This is a genomic window from Azospirillum melinis, from assembly GCF_013340935.1.
Classification (GTDB): domain Bacteria; phylum Pseudomonadota; class Alphaproteobacteria; order Azospirillales; family Azospirillaceae; genus Azospirillum; species Azospirillum melinis.
In genome coordinates this window covers 1-18,114 of the sequence record NZ_WHOS01000020.1, presented here as the reverse complement: position 1 = coordinate 18,114, position 18,114 = coordinate 1, and the positions used below count along the sequence as shown (strand labels likewise).

Annotated in this window: 12 protein-coding genes; 4 read left to right on the top strand and 8 right to left on the bottom strand. The window is 69.6% G+C overall.

The window, feature by feature from the left end; all coding sequences use genetic code 11:
- A complete protein-coding gene (ptsP, locus tag GBZ48_RS16550) occupies positions 1-2,319 on the top strand; it encodes a phosphoenolpyruvate--protein phosphotransferase (protein WP_376957971.1) in 2,319 nt (772 codons plus the stop codon).
- 231 nt (positions 2,320-2,550) lie between these two features.
- On the top strand, positions 2,551-3,360 hold the full coding sequence (locus tag GBZ48_RS16545; protein WP_174472015.1) for a transglutaminase-like domain-containing protein: 810 nt from the start codon (positions 2,551-2,553) through the stop codon (positions 3,358-3,360).
- 19 nt (positions 3,361-3,379) lie between these two features.
- On the opposite strand, the gene GBZ48_RS16540 is transcribed toward GBZ48_RS16545, so the two are convergent.
- On the bottom strand, positions 3,380-3,877 hold the full coding sequence (locus GBZ48_RS16540) for a winged helix-turn-helix transcriptional regulator (protein WP_174472014.1): 498 nt from the start codon (positions 3,875-3,877) through the stop codon (positions 3,380-3,382).
- A 102-nt stretch (positions 3,878-3,979) separates the two neighbouring features.
- Between GBZ48_RS16540 and GBZ48_RS16535 the strand changes: the two genes are divergently transcribed.
- Entirely contained in the window at positions 3,980-4,750 is a 771-nt protein-coding gene (locus GBZ48_RS16535; protein WP_174472013.1) for an SDR family oxidoreductase, read from the top strand.
- Between the two features lie 98 nt (positions 4,751-4,848).
- Here the strand turns inward: GBZ48_RS16535 and gyrB are convergent, their stop codons facing one another.
- The 5 genes from gyrB to GBZ48_RS16510 form a co-directional block, all read right to left on the bottom strand.
- Positions 4,849-7,332: a DNA topoisomerase (ATP-hydrolyzing) subunit B gene (gene gyrB / locus GBZ48_RS16530; protein WP_174472012.1), complete on the bottom strand. Its 2,484-nt coding sequence runs from the start codon at positions 7,330-7,332 to the stop codon at positions 4,849-4,851.
- A 90-nt stretch (positions 7,333-7,422) separates the two neighbouring features.
- A complete protein-coding gene (gene recF / locus GBZ48_RS16525; protein WP_174472011.1) occupies positions 7,423-8,607 on the bottom strand; it encodes a DNA replication/repair protein RecF in 1,185 nt (394 codons plus the stop codon).
- A 64-nt stretch (positions 8,608-8,671) separates the two neighbouring features.
- Positions 8,672-9,802, bottom strand: coding sequence for a DNA polymerase III subunit beta (dnaN, locus tag GBZ48_RS16520; RefSeq protein WP_109095912.1), 1,131 nt, complete (start codon positions 9,800-9,802; stop codon positions 8,672-8,674).
- A gap of 158 nt (positions 9,803-9,960) precedes the next feature.
- Positions 9,961-11,787: a hypothetical protein gene (locus tag GBZ48_RS16515; protein WP_174472010.1), complete on the bottom strand. Its 1,827-nt coding sequence runs from the start codon at positions 11,785-11,787 to the stop codon at positions 9,961-9,963.
- Positions 11,788-11,956: 169 nt separating this feature from the next.
- Positions 11,957-12,832, bottom strand: coding sequence for an SDR family oxidoreductase (locus tag GBZ48_RS16510; protein ID WP_174472009.1), 876 nt, complete (start codon positions 12,830-12,832; stop codon positions 11,957-11,959).
- A 122-nt stretch (positions 12,833-12,954) separates the two neighbouring features.
- Between GBZ48_RS16510 and GBZ48_RS16505 the strand changes: the two genes are divergently transcribed.
- Entirely contained in the window at positions 12,955-13,803 is an 849-nt protein-coding gene (locus tag GBZ48_RS16505) for a tetratricopeptide repeat protein (RefSeq protein WP_174472008.1), read from the top strand.
- A gap of 95 nt (positions 13,804-13,898) precedes the next feature.
- On the opposite strand, the gene trxA is transcribed toward GBZ48_RS16505, so the two are convergent.
- Positions 13,899-14,222 (bottom strand): thioredoxin TrxA, encoded by a 324-nt coding sequence (trxA, locus tag GBZ48_RS16500; protein ID WP_174472007.1) that lies wholly within the window; start codon positions 14,220-14,222, stop codon positions 13,899-13,901.
- A gap of 148 nt (positions 14,223-14,370) precedes the next feature.
- On the bottom strand, positions 14,371-17,892 hold the full coding sequence (gene addA, locus GBZ48_RS16495; protein ID WP_174472006.1) for a double-strand break repair helicase AddA: 3,522 nt from the start codon (positions 17,890-17,892) through the stop codon (positions 14,371-14,373).
- Between the last annotated feature and the right edge of the window lie 222 nt (positions 17,893-18,114).

The window sequence follows — 18,114 nt, the reverse complement described above, 5'->3', positions numbered from 1 at the left end:
ATGACCGACACCCTCGACACGGCAGCCGGTGACGGCGGTATGGGCGGGGGTGTGCATCCCCGCTTCGACGGCACCTCGTCGCGCCGGCTGCTCGCCCGGCTGCGCGACATCATGGCCGGGTCGGGGTCGGGGCAGGATCGGCTGGACAAGATCGTCACGCTGATCGCGGCGGAGATGAAGGCGGATGTCTGCTCCTGCTACGTCATGCGCGCCGGCGAGGTGCTGGAGCTGTTCTCCACCGAAGGCCTGAACAAGACCGCCGTCCACAACACCCGCCTGCGCGTGGGCGAGGGCATCGTCGGCTACATCGCCGGCCACGCCCGCCCGGTGGCGCTGGACAACGCGCCCTCCCATCCCAGCTTCGCCTACCGTCCGGAAACGGGGGAAGACCCGTTCCAGTCGCTGGCCGGCGTGCCGATCCTGCGCGGCAGCAAGGTGCGCGGCGTGCTGGTGATCCAGCACAAGGACCGCCGCCGCTATGTCGAGGAGGAGGTGGAAACCCTCCAGACCATCGCCATGGTCGTCGCCGAGTTGGTGGCGCAGAGCGAGCTGGTCAACCCGGTGGAGGTCACCACCACCGGCGATCCCGTGCTGGCGCCGGCCCGCCTGTCGGGCACGGCAATGAGCGCCGGGCTGGCCATGGGCCTCGCCGTCATCCACCGGCCGCAGCTGACCGTCCGCCAGATGGTGGCGGAGGATGCCGATGCTGAGCTGGAGCGCTTCAACACCGCGCTGCAGACCATGCACAGCGCCATCGACGATCTGCTGGAGGCGGCGTCGCTGGCGGGGCTCAGCGAACCGCGCGACATCCTGGAGACCTACCGGATGTTCGCCGAGGACCGCGGCTGGCTGTCGCGCATCCGCGAGGCGATCCGCGTCGGCCTGACGGCGGAAGCGGCAGTGCAGCAGGTCCAGAACGACACCCGCGCCCGCATGAGCCATCTGACCGATCCCTACATCAGGGAACGGTTGATGGATTTCGAGGATCTGACCAACAGGTTGCTGCAACATCTGGCCGGGAAGACCGGCACCACCGATGGCGCCACCCTGCCGGACGACATGATCCTGGTCGCCCGCTCCATGGGGCCGGCGGAACTGCTGGATTACGACCGCACCCGCCTGCGCGGCCTGCTGCTGGAGGAGGGGTCGCCTGCCAGCCATGTCTGCATCGTCGCCCGCGCGCTCAACATCCCGGTGGTGCAGGCGGCCGACGCGCTGAACCGGATCGAGCCGCTGGACCAGCTGATCGTCGACGGCGACCATGGCTCGGTCTTCATCCGCCCGGCCGAAGACATCCAGATGGCCTTCGGCGAGGCGGTGGCGTTGCAGCACCGCAAGGAGCAGATGTATGCGGAAATCCGCAACCTGCCCTCGGTGACGCGCGACGGCGTGCCGATCTCCATCCAGCTGAACTGCGGCCTGCTGATCGACCTGCCGCACCTGACCGCCAGCGGGGCCGAGGGGGTCGGGCTCTACCGCACCGAAATCCCCTTCATGGTCCGCGCCTCCTATCCCGACGTGACGGCGCAGACGACCCTCTATTCCCGCATCATGGACGAGGTCGGCCACAAGCCGATCGTCTTCCGCACGCTGGATGTCGGCGGCGACAAGATGCTGCCCTACATGACCGGTGGCGAGGAGGAGAACCCGGCGCTGGGCTGGCGTGCCGTGCGCATCGGGCTGGACCACCCGTCGCTGCTGCGCCAGCAATTGCGGGCCCTGCTGCTGGCCGCCGCCGGCCGGCCGCTGTCGGTGATGTTCCCGATGATCGCCGAGGTCGCGGAGTTCGACGGCGCCCGCCGCCTGCTGGAGCTGGAACTGAAGCGCCTTGCCGCCCAGGGGATCGAGGCGCCCAGCAGCCTGCGCGTCGGCACGATGCTGGAGGTGCCGTCGCTGTTGTGGCAACTCCCGGCCCTGCTGCCGAAGCTGGACTTCCTGTCGGTCGGCTCCAACGACCTGACCCAGTATCTGTTCGCCGCCGACCGCGGCAACCCGCGCACCTCGACCCGCTACGACCCGCTGTCGCCGTCGATGCTGTGCGTGCTGCGCCGTCTGGTCGACGAATGCAGCCGGCACAAGGTGTCGCTCAGCATCTGCGGCGAGATGGCGGGTCGGCCGCTGGATGCCATGGCGCTGATCGGCGTCGGCTTCCGCACCCTGTCGATGTCGCCGCCGTCCGTCGGTCCGGTGAAGACCATGCTGCGTTCGCTCGATGTCGCCGCCCTGCGGCAATATATGAGCGGGCTCTACACCGGTGCCGACCACAGCCTGCGCGACAAGCTGAAGACCTTCGGCAAGGATCACGGCGTAATCTTCTGATGCCGGCCGGCGGCGCGCAGGGCCGCCGGTGCGGGGAGCTTGCTCTTTTTTCAGGCAGGTCGCGAAAAGAACGGGCGGAGCCGGTGTGGCCCGCCCTTTTTATTTGCCGTTCCTGCCGGTCTGGCTGGCCGATACCATAAAATATGTATCCTTTTCCCTCGATCTTCTTCAGCCTCGGAGGCGATACCTGTATCCGCCGGCACCAGCACGCTTTTTCATCGGAGGGCATTCATGCGCATACACCTGGGCTACCAGCTGAATTTCAGCTTTCCCGCCCCCACCCCCATGATCGTGATGCTGAACGTGCATTACTCCCGCGTCGGCGACCTGGAGCGGCCCGACCATATCGTCACCAGCGTTCCGGCGCCGATCCAGGGCTATCGCGACAGCTTCGGCAACTGGTGCAGCCGGCTGGTCGCGCCCGCCGGTCCCATGACCATCAGCGCCGACAGCGTCATCCGGGACAGCGGGGCGTTCGACCCGGTCGATCCCGGCGCCGTCCAGCACAGCGTCGACGAGTTGCCGGCCGACACGCTGCTGTTCCTGCTGGGAAGCCGCTACTGCGAGACCGACGTCCTGTCCGACGAGGCATGGCGGCTGTTTGCGGGCACGGCGCCGGGCTGGGCGCGGGTTCAGGCGATCTGCGACTTCGTCCACAACCACGTGACATTCGGCTACGAGCATTCGCGCCCGACGCGGACCGCCGCCCAGACCTATGCCGAGAAGCGCGGGGTCTGCCGCGACTTTGCCCATCTCGCCATCGCCTTCTGCCGCGCGATGAACATTCCGGCGCGCTACTGCACCGGATACATCAGCGACATCGGTCTGCCGCCCCCCTATGGGCCGATGGATTTCGCGGCATGGATGGAGGTCTATCTGGGCGGCCGCTGGCATGTCTTCGATCCGCGCAACAATGCGCCCCGGATCGGACGCATCCTGATCGCGCAGGGGCGCGATGCGGCCGATGTGCCGCTCACCCACACCTTCGGTCCCAACACGCTGACGGAGTTCCGGGTCTGGACGGACGAGGTCGGCGCGTAATCGACGCCTGTCCCTTCGGTCAAGCCGGGCCGGGGTGGGGACCCTTCCCAGTGTCCGGCGCCAGGATGTCCTGCGCCAGGATCGCCGGAGTGCCGGATGCCGCCGCCTCGCGCTCGGCGAAGGAGGCCCGGGCCCGCTCGATCTCGGCATGGTGCGTCTCCGCCCAGATCCACACGCCGCAGAACGCCGCTCCCAGACTCTCGCCGAGCGGTGTCAGCGTATAATCCACATGCGGCGGGATGACCGGGTGCACCGTCCGCCGCACGAGGCCATCCCTCTCCATCTGGCGCACGGTCTGGGTCAGCATCTTCTGGCTGATCCGGCCGACGACCTTGCCGAGCTGCGTGAAGCGCAAGGTGCCGTGCTCATGCAGGGCTTCGAGGATCAGCATGGTCCATTTGTCGGCCACCTTGCCGATGATGTCGTGAACCAGCGCTTCGATGGCCGGATCGACCGTGTCGGGAGGCGGCTGCCGGCGCCGTGCCTCGATCTGCGGGTCGGGCAAAGCCTTGCGCATCCTACACTCTCCTTTTGGTGCGTATAAATCTTTCCGGTGCCTACTTTGATCTGGAGAGTGTGGGCGATAGCTTTCAGGCGGACAACAGTGAAAGTCACGCCCATGAAAACCGAAGGGAACACCATCCTGATCACGGGTGGCGGCTCAGGGATCGGCAAGGCTCTGGCCCACCGTTTCCATGATCTCGGAAACACGGTGATCGTCGCCGGCCGCCGCGACGATGTGTTGCAACAGGCGATCGCCGGCCGTCCGAACATGCACGCCATGACCTTCGACGCCGACAGCGCCGCGGGCATTGCCGACTTCGCACGACGGCTGACGGCGGAGCATCCGGCTCTCAACGTGCTGATCAACAATGCCGGGATCATGCGCTTCGAGGCGCTCGACCGGCAGCGCGATCTTGGCGATGCGGAGGCGACCGTCGCCACCAACCTGCTCGGCCCCATCCGGCTGACCGACGCCCTGGTCGAGCATCTGGGCCGCCAGCCCGATGCGGCCCTGGTCAACGTCACCTCCGGCCTGGCCTTCGTGCCGCTCGTTGCCGCCCCGACCTATTCGGCGACCAAGGCGGCCATGCATCTCTACACGGTCGCCCTGCGCGAGGCGCTGAAGGGCAAAATCGAGGTTATCGAACTGGTGCCGCCGGCGGTCCAGACCGACCTCACCCCCGGACAGGCCACCCGGCCGGGCTATCTGCCGCTGGCCGACTTCATCGACGAGGTGATGGCGCTGTTCCAGCAGCAGCCGACCCCGCGCGAGATCCTGGTGCAGCGCGTCGCCTTCCAGCGCCAGGCCGAGGCGGAGCACCGGTTCGACGAGGCGGTGACGACGCTCAACGAGATGGCCCGCAAAGCGCGCGAGGCGCAGCAGTAAGGACGCAGGCGAGGGCGGCTGCGTCCGGACGTAAAAAAAGCGGAGCCTTCGAGGCTCCGCTTTTTTACTGTCCGCTCAACCGACCACAACCGCCCCGATCACACGTCCAGGTTCGACACCTTCAGGGCATTATCCTGGATGAACTCGCGGCGCGGCTCGACGACGTCGCCCATCAGGGTGGAGAAGACCTCCTCCGCCTGATCGACGTGGCTGACGCGGACCTGCAGCAGCGACCGCTTGGTCGGGTCCAGCGTGGTTTCCCACAGCTGGTCCGGGTTCATCTCGCCCAAGCCCTTGTAGCGCTGGATGGTGACGCCGCGGCGGCCAAGCTCCATCACCGTGTCGAACAGGGCGACGGGACCGGTCAGGGCGCGGCTTTCCTTCTGCTTCTCGAAGGCCCGGCCGGCGGTGCCGAACACCCGCTTCAGGTCGGCGGCCAGCGCGTCCAGGCGGCGGGCTTCCACACTCTTCAGCAGGTCGGTGTCGAACAGGTGGCGGTGGGTGACGCCGCGCCGGGCGCGGATCACGGCATAACCGCCCTGGGGCAGGGCCTCGCCGCGCCAGCCGCCGTCGGCGTCCAGCCCGTTCATCCGCTCCGCCACCGCCTTGGCCGCAACCTCGGCCGCCGCCTTGTCCTCGGCCAGGACGGCGGACAGGGTGCCGGCGACCGACGCCTGCTCCACCACCATGGCGTTGCCGACCTTGCGCGACAGCGTGTCGATCGCCGGGCGCGCGGTGCGGGCCTGCTCGACCAGACCTGCCAGCTGCTCGCCGATCAGCAGGGAGCCGTCCGCCAGACGGACCGACAGGTCGCTCAGCGCCGCCTCGACCAGATACTCTTCGAGCGCCCGGTCGTCCTTCAGGTACCGTTCCTTGGCGTTGCCGCGCTTGATGCGGTAGAGCGGCGGCTGGGCGATGTAGAGGTAGCCGCGCTCGATCAGGTCGGGCATCTGCCGGAAGAAGAAGGTCAGCAGCAGGGTGCGGATGTGGCTGCCGTCCACGTCCGCGTCGGTCATGATGATGATCTTGTGGTAGCGCGCCTTGTCGGCGTTGAACTCGTCGCTGATGCCGGTGCCCAGCGCGGCAATCAGCGTGCCGATCTCCGCCGACGACAGCATCTTGTCCAGCCGCGCCCGCTCCACGTTCAGGATCTTGCCGCGCAAGGGCAGGATGGCCTGGGACTGGCGCGAGCGGCCCTGCTTGGCGGAACCGCCGGCCGAATCGCCCTCGACGATGAACAACTCCGACAGCGCCGGGTCGCGTTCCTGGCAGTCGGCCAGCTTGCCCGGCAGCGACGACATGCTGAGCGAGCTCTTGCGCGTCATCTCGCGCGCCTTGCGGGCGGCCTCGCGGGCGGCGGCGGCTTCCACCACCTTCTGGACGACGCGCTTGGCGTCGGCCGGATGCTCCTCGAAATACTGGGCCAGCGCCTCGCCCACCACCGCCTCGACGACGGGACGGACCTCCGACGAGACCAGCTTGTCCTTGGTCTGGCTGGAGAATTTCGGATCCGGCACCTTCACCGACAGGACGCAGGTCAGGCCTTCACGGGCGTCGTCGCCCGACAGGCTGACCTTCTCCTTCTTAGCGATGCCGGACTCGGTCGCGTAATTGTTGATCGCGCGGGTCAGCGCCGCGCGGAAGCCGGCGAGGTGGGTGCCGCCGTCCTTCTGCGGGATGTTGTTGGTGAAGCAGAGCGTCGTTTCGTGGTAGCTGTCGTTCCACTGCAGCGCGCATTCCACCGTCACCACGCCGCCATGCTCGGTCGGGCGCTCGCTCTTCAGCGTGATCGCCGGCTTGTGCAGCGCCGTCTTGGAGCGGTCGAGCCAGCTGACGAAGGCCTCAAGGCCGCCTTCGTAATGCAGGTCCTGCACCTTCGGCTCCACCCCGCGCGCGTCGGTCAGCAGCAGGCGGACGCCGGAGTTGAGGAAGGCCAGCTCGCGCAGCCGGTGTTCCAGCGTGGCGAAATCGAACTCGATGTTGGTGAAGGTCTCGGCCGAGGGCATGAAGGTGACTTCGGTGCCCGACAGCTGCTTGCCCTTCTCCGGCACCATCGGTGCCTCGCCGACATCGGCCAGCGGCGCCTCGGCGTTGCCGTGGCGGAAGCGCATGGTCCAGGTCCGGCCGCCGCGCCAGATGCGCAGATCCAGCGTTTCCGACAGCGCGTTCACCACCGAGACGCCGACGCCGTGCAGGCCGCCGGAGACCTTGTAGCTGTTCTGGTTGAACTTGCCGCCGGCATGAAGCTGGGTCATCACGACCTCGGCCGCCGAGACGCCTTCCTCCGGATGGATGTCGGTCGGGATGCCGCGGCCATTGTCGCGCACCGTGACCGATCCGTCGGCGTTCAGCACGACCTCGACCTTGTCGCAATAGCCGGCCAGCGCCTCGTCGATGGCGTTGTCGACCACCTCGTACACCATGTGGTGCAGGCCGGAGCCGTCATCGGTGTCGCCGATGTACATGCCGGGGCGTTTGCGCACGGCATCGAGCCCGCGCAGAACGGTGATCGACTCCGCCCCGTAGTCCGCCTGCTGGGGCTCCGACTGCGGGAGGTCGTTCTTCAGTGCTTCCTGTGCCATGCGTCGACTATAACAGATTCGGTTGCGGATTCGGCGGTTTAGCGTGCGTCAGCATGCTTTTTTTCCGGGATTTTTCCCGGATTTCCACCCCTATCCGGGGCGGATGTGGGCGTCTTCGATGCGGAAGCGGCGGGCATCCTGCCCAAGCGGGTCGAAAACCCCCTCGTCGGTGCCGGTCATCCAGGCCTGGGCGCCCAATGCCAGGATTTCTCCGAACAGCGCGGCGCGCCGCTCGGGGTCGAGATGGGCGGCCACCTCGTCCAGCAGAAGGATCGGCGCTGCGCCGCGTTCGGCCGCCAGCAGCCGGGCGTTGGCCAGTACGATGGCGATCAGCAGCGCCTTCTGCTCGCCGGTGGAGCACAGCCCCGCCGGCATGTCCTTGGGCGCATGGCGGACGGCGAGGTCGCTCTTGTGCGGTCCCACCATGGCGCCGCCGCCGTCGGAGTCGGCGCGGCGTCCGGCGCGCAGACTGTCGCGCAGCGCATCCTCCGCCGCCAGCGCCGGACCTTCGTCCAGCCAGCGTTCCACCGTGCCGGCGACGGCGAGGTCGGCGCCGGGGAAGGGGCCGACCGAGCGGGCGCAGGCGGCGCGCAGCCGCTGCACCACCTCGCGCCTTGCCGCGGCGACGGCGATTCCCGTGGTCGCCATCTGGTCCTCCAGCGCGCCGAGCCAGCCCTCGTCGAAGCGGCCGTCGCGCAGCAGGCGGGCGCGTTCGCGCAAGGCATGCTCGTAGCGCGACAGCCGCCCGGCATGGGCGGGATCGAAGCCGAAGACCAGCCGGTCGAGAAAACGCCGCCGTCCGCTCGACCCTTCGAGGAACAGGCGGTCCATCTGCGGGGTCAGCCAGACCATGGCGACATGGTCGGCGAGTGCGGTCTGGCCCTTGGCCGGGTGGCCGTCGATGCGGACCAGCCGGCGGTCGCGCTCGGAGCTGCGGCTTCCGTCATGCGGTTCGCGGCCGGTGCCGATCTCCACCGGTCCCATCGGGGTGTCGAGCATCGCCGCCACCGCCCAGCCGGCGCCGGGGGGCGAACCGAGCCGCTCCACCTCGGCCAGCCGGGCGCCGCGGATGCCGCGGCCGGGGGCGAGGAAGCTGACGGCTTCCAACAGGTTGGTCTTGCCGGCGCCGTTCGGGCCGATCAGGGCGACGGGCCGGCGGTCGGGCTCCAGCCGCGCGGAGTCGTAGCCGCGGAAGCGCGTCAGCGTCATCCGCCTGACTGCCAGGGCCGGAGCGAAAGCCGGAGTTGCGGCGGACACCGGGGTGCCGCCGCTCATCGAAACTGCCGTGTGGTGCAACTGGTCCGTTCCGCCTGGGGCGGGGAGGATCCCCGCAGCCCCATCACACGCGCATCGGCATCAGGACGTAGAGCGCGGTGGAGTCGGCGACGTCGCGGATGATGGTCGGCGACGCGGCGTCGGCCAGCGTGAACTGGGCGCCCTCGCCCTCGATCTGCTGCGTGATGTCCAGCAGATAGCGAGAGTTGAAGCCGATTTCCAGGGGGGACTCCTGGTAACTGACTTCCAGCTCCTCGGTCGCGCTGCCCGATTCCGGGCTGGTGGCGGACAGGGTGAGCGCGCCGCGGACCAGCGACAGCTTCACCGCCCGGCTCTTCTCGGTGGAGATGGTGGCGACGCGGTCGACGGCGGCGGCGAACAGCTTGGCGTCCACCTCCATCACCTTGTCGTTGCCGACCGGGATCACCCGCTCATAGTCGGGGAAGGTGCCGTCGATCAGCTTGGAGGTGACGACGACGCTGTCGAAGCCGAAGCGGATCTTGTTGTCGGACATCGACAGCTCGATGCGGTCGGCGGCCTCGTCGACCAGCTTGCGGATCTCGGTGACGGTCTTGCGCGGGATGATGACGCCGGGGATGGCCTCGGCCCCGTCCGGCAGCGGCATCTCGACCCGCGCCAGCCGGTGGCCGTCGGTGGCGACGGCGCGCAGCACCGGCGTCTCCAGGCTGCCCATCTTGCTCTTGGCGGCGTGCAGGTAGATGCCGTTCAGGTAATAGCGCGTCTCCTCGGTGGAGATGGCGAAGCGGGTGCGGTCGATCAGCCCGCGCAGGTCGGCGGCGGCGACCGAGAAATTGTGCTTCAGCTCGCCGCTGGACAGCTGCGGGAAATCCTCCACCGGCAGGCAGGACAGCTTGAACTGCGACCGGCCGGCGCGCAGCGTCAGGATGGTGCCGTCGCCGCCGATGTCCAGCTCGACCTGGCTGCCGTCGGGCAGCTTGCGGACGATGTCGAACAGGGTGTGGGCGGGGGCGGTGGTGCCGCCGGGGCGCCCGACCGTCGCCGGGACCGTCTCGACGATCTCCAGATCCATGTCGGTGGCGGCCAGCGACAGTTCGCCGTCGCCCGCGCGCAGCAGGACGTTGGACAGGATCGGAATGGTGTTCCGCCGCTCGACCACACTCTGCACGTGACCCAGGGAACGGAGAAGGGCGGCGCGTTCGATGGTGATGTTCATGCTGGCGTCGTCTCGGCCGGAGGGGAACTGTTCTTGCGGACCCACCGGGGTTGCGGGCCGTTGTCCGGCCGTCCCGCCCCGAGCGGGCGCGCATCATACCACATCGACGGGTGCGTCGAACCAAATTGTTGCGGCTAAGGCCTTTGGCCGAAGGGGATTTACGCCCCGGCGCGCCGTCTTGCCTCATGCAGGCGCAGGATATCGACGAAATCGGCGCTCTGCCAGTTGCGGGACCGGCTCAGCTCGCTGCGCACGCTGGCGACGAAGGCGTCGATCACCGCCCATTCGTCCGCGGCGATCTCGCCATCCGCCTCCAGATAGCTGTAAACCACCCGGTGCAGCCCCTGGCTGACCGGGCTGATCCAGCCGTCCACCGTCTCGCCCATCGCCGCCATCAGCCGGCGGATGCGCAGCATGTGGGCCATGCGGTGGGCCGGCCTCTCCTGCGGCTCGGCCTTCATCGCCTGGAGGAAGGCGAGGCGGCCGGTCTCCACCGCATAGAGGCGCAGCGACTTCAGCTCCGGGTTGGCATAGCCGGCGGCGCCGAGGGTGCGGCCCCAGCGCCAGACCAGCTCCAGCAGCCAGACGATGTCCTCATGGTCGGGCACCGGGGCGTGGCGGGCGTTCATCGCCGCCTGCATGCGGGCGGCCAGCGCCGGCATCACCGTGCCGGTCAGCTCGCGGCTGACCGCCGCCAGCTCCGCCCGCAGGGCCGGGCCGGTCGAGCGGCTGGCGAGGAAGCCGGTGCCGGACAGCGCGGTCAGCGCCCGGTCGAAACGCTCCACCGCTTCGTGCAGCAGGGCTCGGGTCGGGGCGGGGGCGGAGAGGACTCCTCCATCCTGGATGTCCATGTCGCCGAACATGCCGTCCACCACCTCGCGGATGGTGGTGCAGGCGGCGGTGAAATGGCAGAGCAGGGCGCGCAGCAGCGGGTGGGACTCGCGCACCGCCGGACCGCCCGAACCGACATGCTCGCGCACATGGCGCAGGAACACGTCGTAGCGCCGCTTGACGTTCAGCCCGTAGAGCGGGGCGAACCAAGCCAGCAGCTGCGACTGGTCGCGGAAGGGCAGGCCGAGATCGCGCACCCGGCGGACGAAGCCGACCATCAGCGCCGACTGGCAGTCCACCTCGGCAGACGATGGGGCGGCAGACGATGGGGCGGCAGACGATGGGGCGGCCGACGATGGGGCGGCCGACCGCGGATCGCCGGCGCCCTGCATGTCCCCCATCCGCATCTCGTCGATGTCGCGGCGCATGCGCTCGGTCAGCGGCACCAGCACCGCGTTGTGCTCCAGCAGGGCGCGGACGAAGCCCAGCAGGTCGCTGTCGATCGGCGCCTTCCGGCCGAGATACTGGGTGCGCAGACGGGCGTCGTGCAGCGCCTCGTCATTGGCCAGCGCCAGGAAACGGTCGCTCAGCTTGCGGTCGCCGGCCATGGCATAGAGGAAGTCGAGCGCCTCCTTCCGCATCAGCTCGCGCATCGCCATCGCGTCGGGGCTGGCCAGCACGGCATCCAGCATCGCCTCGCGCGCCATGCCGTCCAGCCGGCTCTGCACCTCCGCCGCCAGCCCCGGAAAGCCATAACGGGTCAGCGCCGACCAGATGCCGCCCATGTCCACCCGCTGGATCAGCGCCGGCACCGACTCGGCCGAGCGGTAGAGCACGGGGTCGTCGACCAGGAAGGGTTCGAACAGGCTGGTGAACAGGCGGCGCGCCTTCATCGGCCGCAGGCGGTTGAAATGGTCGACCAGCGCATCGCGCAGGTGCCGCGCCCGCTCTCCGTTCGGGCTGGGCGTCCCTTCGACCGCGTCCAGCACCGACCGGATGGCGTGCATCGGGATGCGGGCGACGACCTCGTCCATCTGGCGGCGGAAGGCGGCGACATCCGTGCCGCCCCCACCCGGCGAAGGCCCGCCCGGCGAAGAGGCAGGGGATGCGGTAGGAGAGGCTATGGAGAGAGTGGCCGTCGGCGTGCTGTTCATGCGCACAACACCTCGCGGGATGGTCGTCGCCTGGACGCTTATGATCCCGCGAGATTATTAAATATCTTTTGCTAATTCCACGCGTGTCTTCGATAAAGTCTTATGATTACCGGTATATGTCAGGGAATTGCTTTGTAACCTTAGCTTTACTGTCCGTCCCTTTTCCTGGCTACAGCCCTGCCGCCAGCTGGGCGTCCAGCCCGGCGCGATAGTCGGGATAGGACAGGGAGACGCCGAGCTGGCGCTTGATGCGGTCGTTCTTCACCCGGCGGCAATCGGCGTAGAAGCTGGCGGCCATCGGCGACATTTCCGCCCGGTCGAACGGCACCAGCGGCGGCGGCTCCACCCCCAGCAGGCGGCAGGCATACTCCACCACCTCGTGCGACGGGCTGGGCAGGTCGTCGGCGACGTTGTAGATGGCGCCCAGCGTCGGCCGCGCCATCGAGGCCCGCAGCGTGCCGGCGATATCGTCGACATGGATGCGGCAGAAGACCTGACCCGGCTTGTCGACCCGCTTGGCGATGCCGTCGCGCACGGAATCGATGGCGCTGCGGCCGGGACCGTAGATTCCGGCCAGCCGGAACAGATGCATCGGCACGCCATACTGGCGGTAGAGGTTCAGCCAGCCGCGCTCCGCCTCCACCCGCCGCTTCTGGCGCTCTCCGGTCGGCTTCAGCCAGGACGCCTCGCTCACCCACTCGCCGCCGGTGTCGCCATAGACGCCGGTGGTGGACAGGTAGCCGGCCCAGTCCAGCGTGCGCAGGTCGGCCAGATCGCGGGCATGCTGGTCGAGCACCGGGTCGCCCTTGCCGTCCGGCGGGATGCTGACCAGCAGATGGGTGGTGCCGGCCAGTGCCGCCTTCGCATCGGCCAGCGGCCGGCCGCGGTCGAACAGGAAGGCCTCGATGCCCTGGGCTTCCAGCTCCGCCCTCTTCTCCTCGCTGCGGCAGGTGGCGGCGATCCGCCAGCCCTCGGCACGCAGCCGGTCGGCGAAGACGCGGGCGCTGTAGCCGAGGCCGAAGACGAACAGGCGGGGATCGGTCATCGCGGGCGGTTCCGGTTGGAGCGGCGGAGGGGCGGCAAACTGTGTAACACCGAACTGTGTAACACCGGGACCGGGCCTGCGGACTTGCGCCCCGCCCGGCGATGGCGGAGTGTAATGGCACCATGACCCGACGCAATCCTTACCTTTCCGGCGCTCTCGCGCTTGGGCTGCTCGCCGCCGCTCCGGCCCCGTTGTTGGCCGCCCAGGCCGCTTCCCCTGGGCCCTCGTCCTCCGTGCCGGCCTCCGCCCTCGACCGCAACCGCGAGCTTCAGGCCTGCGCCGCCAAGGCGGAGGCCAACCCCGACAATGCCCTGGCCGACGCCAAGCGCTGGCAGCAGCAGGGCGGCGGCGACTCCGCGAAGCTCTGCGAGGCGCTGGCGCTGTTCCATGCCGGCGACTTCAAGGCGGCCGGCGCCCAGATGGAGGCGCTGGTGCCGACGCTGGGCAAGGACGACCCCAGGGCCGCCGCCTCGCTGCTCGGCCGTGCCGGCTGGGCATGGCTGCGGGCCGGCGACCAGGGGCGGGCGGAGCGGCTTTACAGCGCCGCACTCGACAAGACGCCGGGCGACGTCGACCTGCTGATCGACCGCGCCTTCGCCCGTGCGGAGGGGGAGCGCTTCTGGGATGCCGTCGCCGATCTGGACGCCGCGCTGACGCGCGACCCGAAGCGGGCCGACGCCTATCTCTACCGGGCGAGCGCGCAGAAGGCGCTGTCCAACTACCGGCAGGCGCTGGCCGACATCGACCAGGCGCTGGAACTGAAGCCCGGCGATCCCGAGGCGATCCTGCTGCGCGGCAACGTCAAGGCGCTGGGCGGCAATCTGGGGGCTGCGCGCGACGACTGGTCGCTGGCCCGCCGCGTCGCCCCCGACAGCGAATGGGGCCGCGCCGCCGCCGCCAACCTCGCCCGCACGGCGGAGGTCGCGGGGGATGCAGGCAAGGATAAGGCGAAGGAAAAGAAGGTGCAGTGAGGGTATCGATTCCCTGACGGCATCCAAAAGAAAAAGCCCCGCCGCGGTGACCGCGGGCGGGGCTTTTTCCTGTCTGGACCGCTGTGGACGGACGCTTACAGCGCCGAGTCGACCCACTGGAACAGCGCACCCTTGGGCAGGGCGCCGATCTTGGTGGCGGCGACGCTGCCGCCCTTGAACAGCATCAGCGTCGGGATGCCGCGCACGCCGTACTTGGTCGGGGTGTCGGGGTTCTCGTCGATGTTCAGCTTGGCGACGGTGACCTTGCCCTCGTAATCGCCGGCCAGTTCGTCGAGCGCCGGGGCGATCATCTTGCAGGGGCCGCACCATTCCGCCCAGAAATCGACCAGGACCGGGCCGTCGGCCTTCAGGACGTCCTGCTCGAAGCTGTCGTCGGTAACCTTGATGGTGGTGCTCATGTGACCTCGTGCTGGATTCGGAAGCGCCGCGGACCGGTTGTGGAAGGCCGGCGGCCATCGCCCCGTCAGTGGAATTGAGCAAAATGTAGGGCGGAGGCGCCCGGCCGGTCAAGTCACCCCATCTTTCGGGTGAGCCGCCGGCCGCTCCTCACCCCACCCTGGGCGCCAGTCCGGCGGCCGCCGCGTCCATCACCGAGGGCGGCAACTCCATGGTGTAGGGACCGTCGGTCCACAGCAGCACGCAGCGCACCCGCCGCCCCGGATAGACGGCGCGCAGTGCCTCGCGGTAGGCCGCCATCTGGCGCCGGTAAACCATTGGAACGTCTTCCAGATCCCGCGGCGGCGGCCGGTTGGTCTTGTAGTCGACGATCCACACCGTATCCCCGGTCAGCGCCAGCCGGTCGATGCGGCCGGCCAGCGCCCGGCTGCCGTCGCCGAGCGCCACCACGCCGATCAGCGGCACCTCCGCCCGCGAGCCGGGGCCGAACAGATGCGCGAACTCCGCATGGCTCAGCACCGCCAGCGTCTCCCGCGCGATGGCGTCCTGCTGTTCCGGCGTCAGCTTGTGCGCCGGGCGGGCCAGGAAGCGGCGGCAGGCGGCCTCCCGCGCTGCCTCGGCCAGGTTGGGCAGGGTCTGCAACAGCCGGTGGACCAGCAGGCCGCGGCGGAAGCGCTGGCCGTCGTCGTTGCCGAGCGGCGAACGCACCGCCGGCTCCTCGCCGTCCGGCCGCGACGGGGTCAGCGGGCGCGACGGCTCGGGCTCGCCCGGCGGCGGTTCGGCGATCCAGGGCGGCGGCGGCTCGGCGGCGGCGCTCTCCTCGGTCTCGACATGGCGCGGCACCGCGGCGGTCTGGGCGCCGACCAGCCGCCAGCCCTCTCCCGCCCAGCCGTCGGGGCAGAGGCCGGTGAAGTCGAAGGGGTGCTGCACGCCGTTGTCGCGCATCGCCTCCTCGACCAGCCGGTACCAGCAATCGTCGGACGGCTCGCGCTTGCCCTGGTGGCCGCAGATGTAGAGCCGGTCCTCCGCCCGCGTCAGCGCGACATAGAGCAGCCGGCGGTATTCCTGGTCGCGCCGCCGGTTGGCCCGCGCCCGCGCCTCGGCGCACAGCCCGTCCTCCTGGGACCGGCGGGCGGCGAACAGCGGCACCGGGCAGTCGTCGTCCGGCCACAGGATCGGCGGGCTCTGGGTCGGGCTGCCAAGCGTGTCGGGCAGGAAGACGATGGGCGCCTGCAACCCCTTGGAACCGTGGACCGTCATGATCCGCACGGTGCCGCCGCCCTGTTCCAGCTCGCGCTTGATCTCGGCGTCGCTGGCCGCCAGCCAGGCGAGGAAATTCTGCAGGGAGGGCGGCTCGGTCTTCTCGAAGGCGAGGCAGACGGCCAGGAACTCCTCCAGCGGGTCCTGGGCGTCGGGGCCGAGCCGCTTCAGGATGGCGCGCCGCCCTGAGCGGTCGTCGGCCGGGCAGGGCCGGTTCAGCAGGCCGGCGAACAGCTCATAGGGGGCGGAGAAGTCGGTGCGCGCCAGCAGGTCGCCCAGATAGCGCCGGGCCGGGCGGAACTCCGGCTCCGTCTCCGCCAGCGCCACCAGCGAGCGCCACAGCGTGCCGCGCCGGCCATGGGCGACGCGGAACAGCGCCTCCTCGGTCAGTCCGATCAGCGGGCCCTTCAGCACGGTGGCGAGCGTCAGATCGTCGTCGGGCAGCAGCAGGAAGTCGGACAGCGCCACCAGATCCATGACGGCGAGCTGTTCGGTCAGCACCATGCGGTCGACGCCGGCCACCGGCACGCCGCGGTCCTTCAGCGCGCGGACCAGTTCGGTGACGAAGGCGGTGCGGCGGCGGACCAGCACCATCACGTCGCCGGGCCGCACCGGCCGCCCCTTGGCCTCCAGCGTCTCGCCGCCGTCGATCCAGCGATGCACCGTCGCGGCGATGACCGAGGCGAGGCGGGCCGACGGCGAGTCGGCGGTCTCGCGCGCCACCGGCGGCGCCCAGGCCGGCGTCTCGACCGCCTCGGCCGGCTTCACTGGCGGCCACAGCTCGACCAGGCCCGCCTGCCCGCGGCGGAAGGCGCGGTGGCGGATGGTCGGGCTGGCGTCCGACGCCACGCCGTCGCGGGCATGGTCGAGCGCGAAGACGGCGTCCACCGTCTCCAGCACCGCCGAGGTCGACCGGAAGGAAATGTCGAGGTCGACGCCCGCCCATGTCCGTTGCGCCATCTCCGCCTTGTCCTGGAAATGGCGGCGCATGCGGGCGAATTCGGCAGGATCGGCGCGCTGGAAGCTGAAGATCGACTGCTTCTCGTCGCCCACCGCGAAGACGGTGCGGATCTTGCCGTCGGGGGCGGCGGCCTCCAGCTCGACGAAGAACTCGCCGGCCAGCGAAGCGACGATGGCCCACTGGTCGGGGTTGGTGTCCTGCGCCTCGTCGATCAGGATATGGTCGAGGCCGCCGTCCAGCTTGTACAGCACCCAGGGCACGCGCGGCGTGCCGTCCTTGCCGCTCAACAGCCGGTTGGCCGCCAGGATCAGATCGTCGTAATCCAGCAGGGCGCGCGCCGCCTTGCGCTCGCGGTAGGCCTCCAGCATCGCCTGCGCCAGCGTCAGCAGCGCGGTGGTCGAGGCGGCGACCCCGGCGGCCTTCACCCGCTCCGAAATCTCCACCAGCCGCTCCGCCTCCTTCTGCAGGGACAGGAGCGCCTGCGGATAGGCGGTGGCCGGCTTCTTGGTCATCAGCGTCTTGCGCGGGCTGCCCTCGGCGGTCAGGAACAGCCGCCTGTAGGCCTCGAAGGCGCGCACCCGGCGGTCGGCGGCGTCCAGCCAATGCTGGATGGCAATGCCGCGCTCCTGGTCGCTGGCGCTGCCGCCCGACAATGCCCGGCAGGCCTCGCGCAGGGCCGGCGGCTCGCACTGGTCGTCATGGCAGGCATGGGTGAGGATCGTTTCCTCGGTCACGCCCGGCGGCACCTTCAGCGTGTCGTGGATGGCGTCAATCAGCCCGTCCAGCCCGTGGAAGCGCTCGAACAGCTTTTCCACCTGCCCGCGCTGGCTCGCCAGTTCGGCCAGCAGGTCGGCGAAATCCTCAGGATTCAGCTCGCCGGTCAGCCGGCCCATGGCACGGCCAAGCGGGCTGTCCGGCTCGGTGCGGCCGGCATGCAGCACGGCGTCGCGCGCCTCGGTCAGCAGCCCGTCGGCGGTGCGGTCGTCCATCACGTCGAAATGCGGCGCCAGTTCGGCTTCCAGCGGGAAGCGGCGCAGCAGCGACTGACAGAAGGCGTGGATGGTCTGGATCTTCATGCCGCCGGGGCAGTCCACCACCTGGGCGAACAGGCGGCGCGCGTTCAGCCGCGCCTCCATCGACGGCCGCTCGCCGCAGAGGTCGGCGAGCCGGTCCTCCAGCGCGTCGTCGGGCAGGGTGGCCCACAGGCCGAGCGTCCGGTTGATGCGGATCGCCATTTCCGCCGCGGCGGCCTTGGTGAAGGTGAGGCAAAGGATGCGCGCCGGCGGCGTGCCCGACAGCATCAGCCGCAGCACCCGGTCGGTCAGCACCTTGGTCTTGCCCGAGCCGGCCGAGGCCCCGACCCACACCGACGCCGTCGGATCGGACGCCCGCCGCTGCGCCACATTGGGATCGAGCGGCAGGGTGCGGGGGGACAGGTCGGTCATGGTCATGAACGGGGCTTCCGGTGCCGGGGCGATATGCTCCCTCTCCCGTCCCGGGAGAGGGAAGGGGCCCATGCGGAGCATGGGAAGGGTGAGGGGTGAGGCACGAAGCCGTGCGGTGTGGGATGCTTGGCCAACACCTCACCCTCCCCACGGCATCGCCGCGGGTCCCCTCCCTCTCCCGGGGCGGGAGAGGGCGATTTCACGCCAACTCCACCCTCCATCACTCCC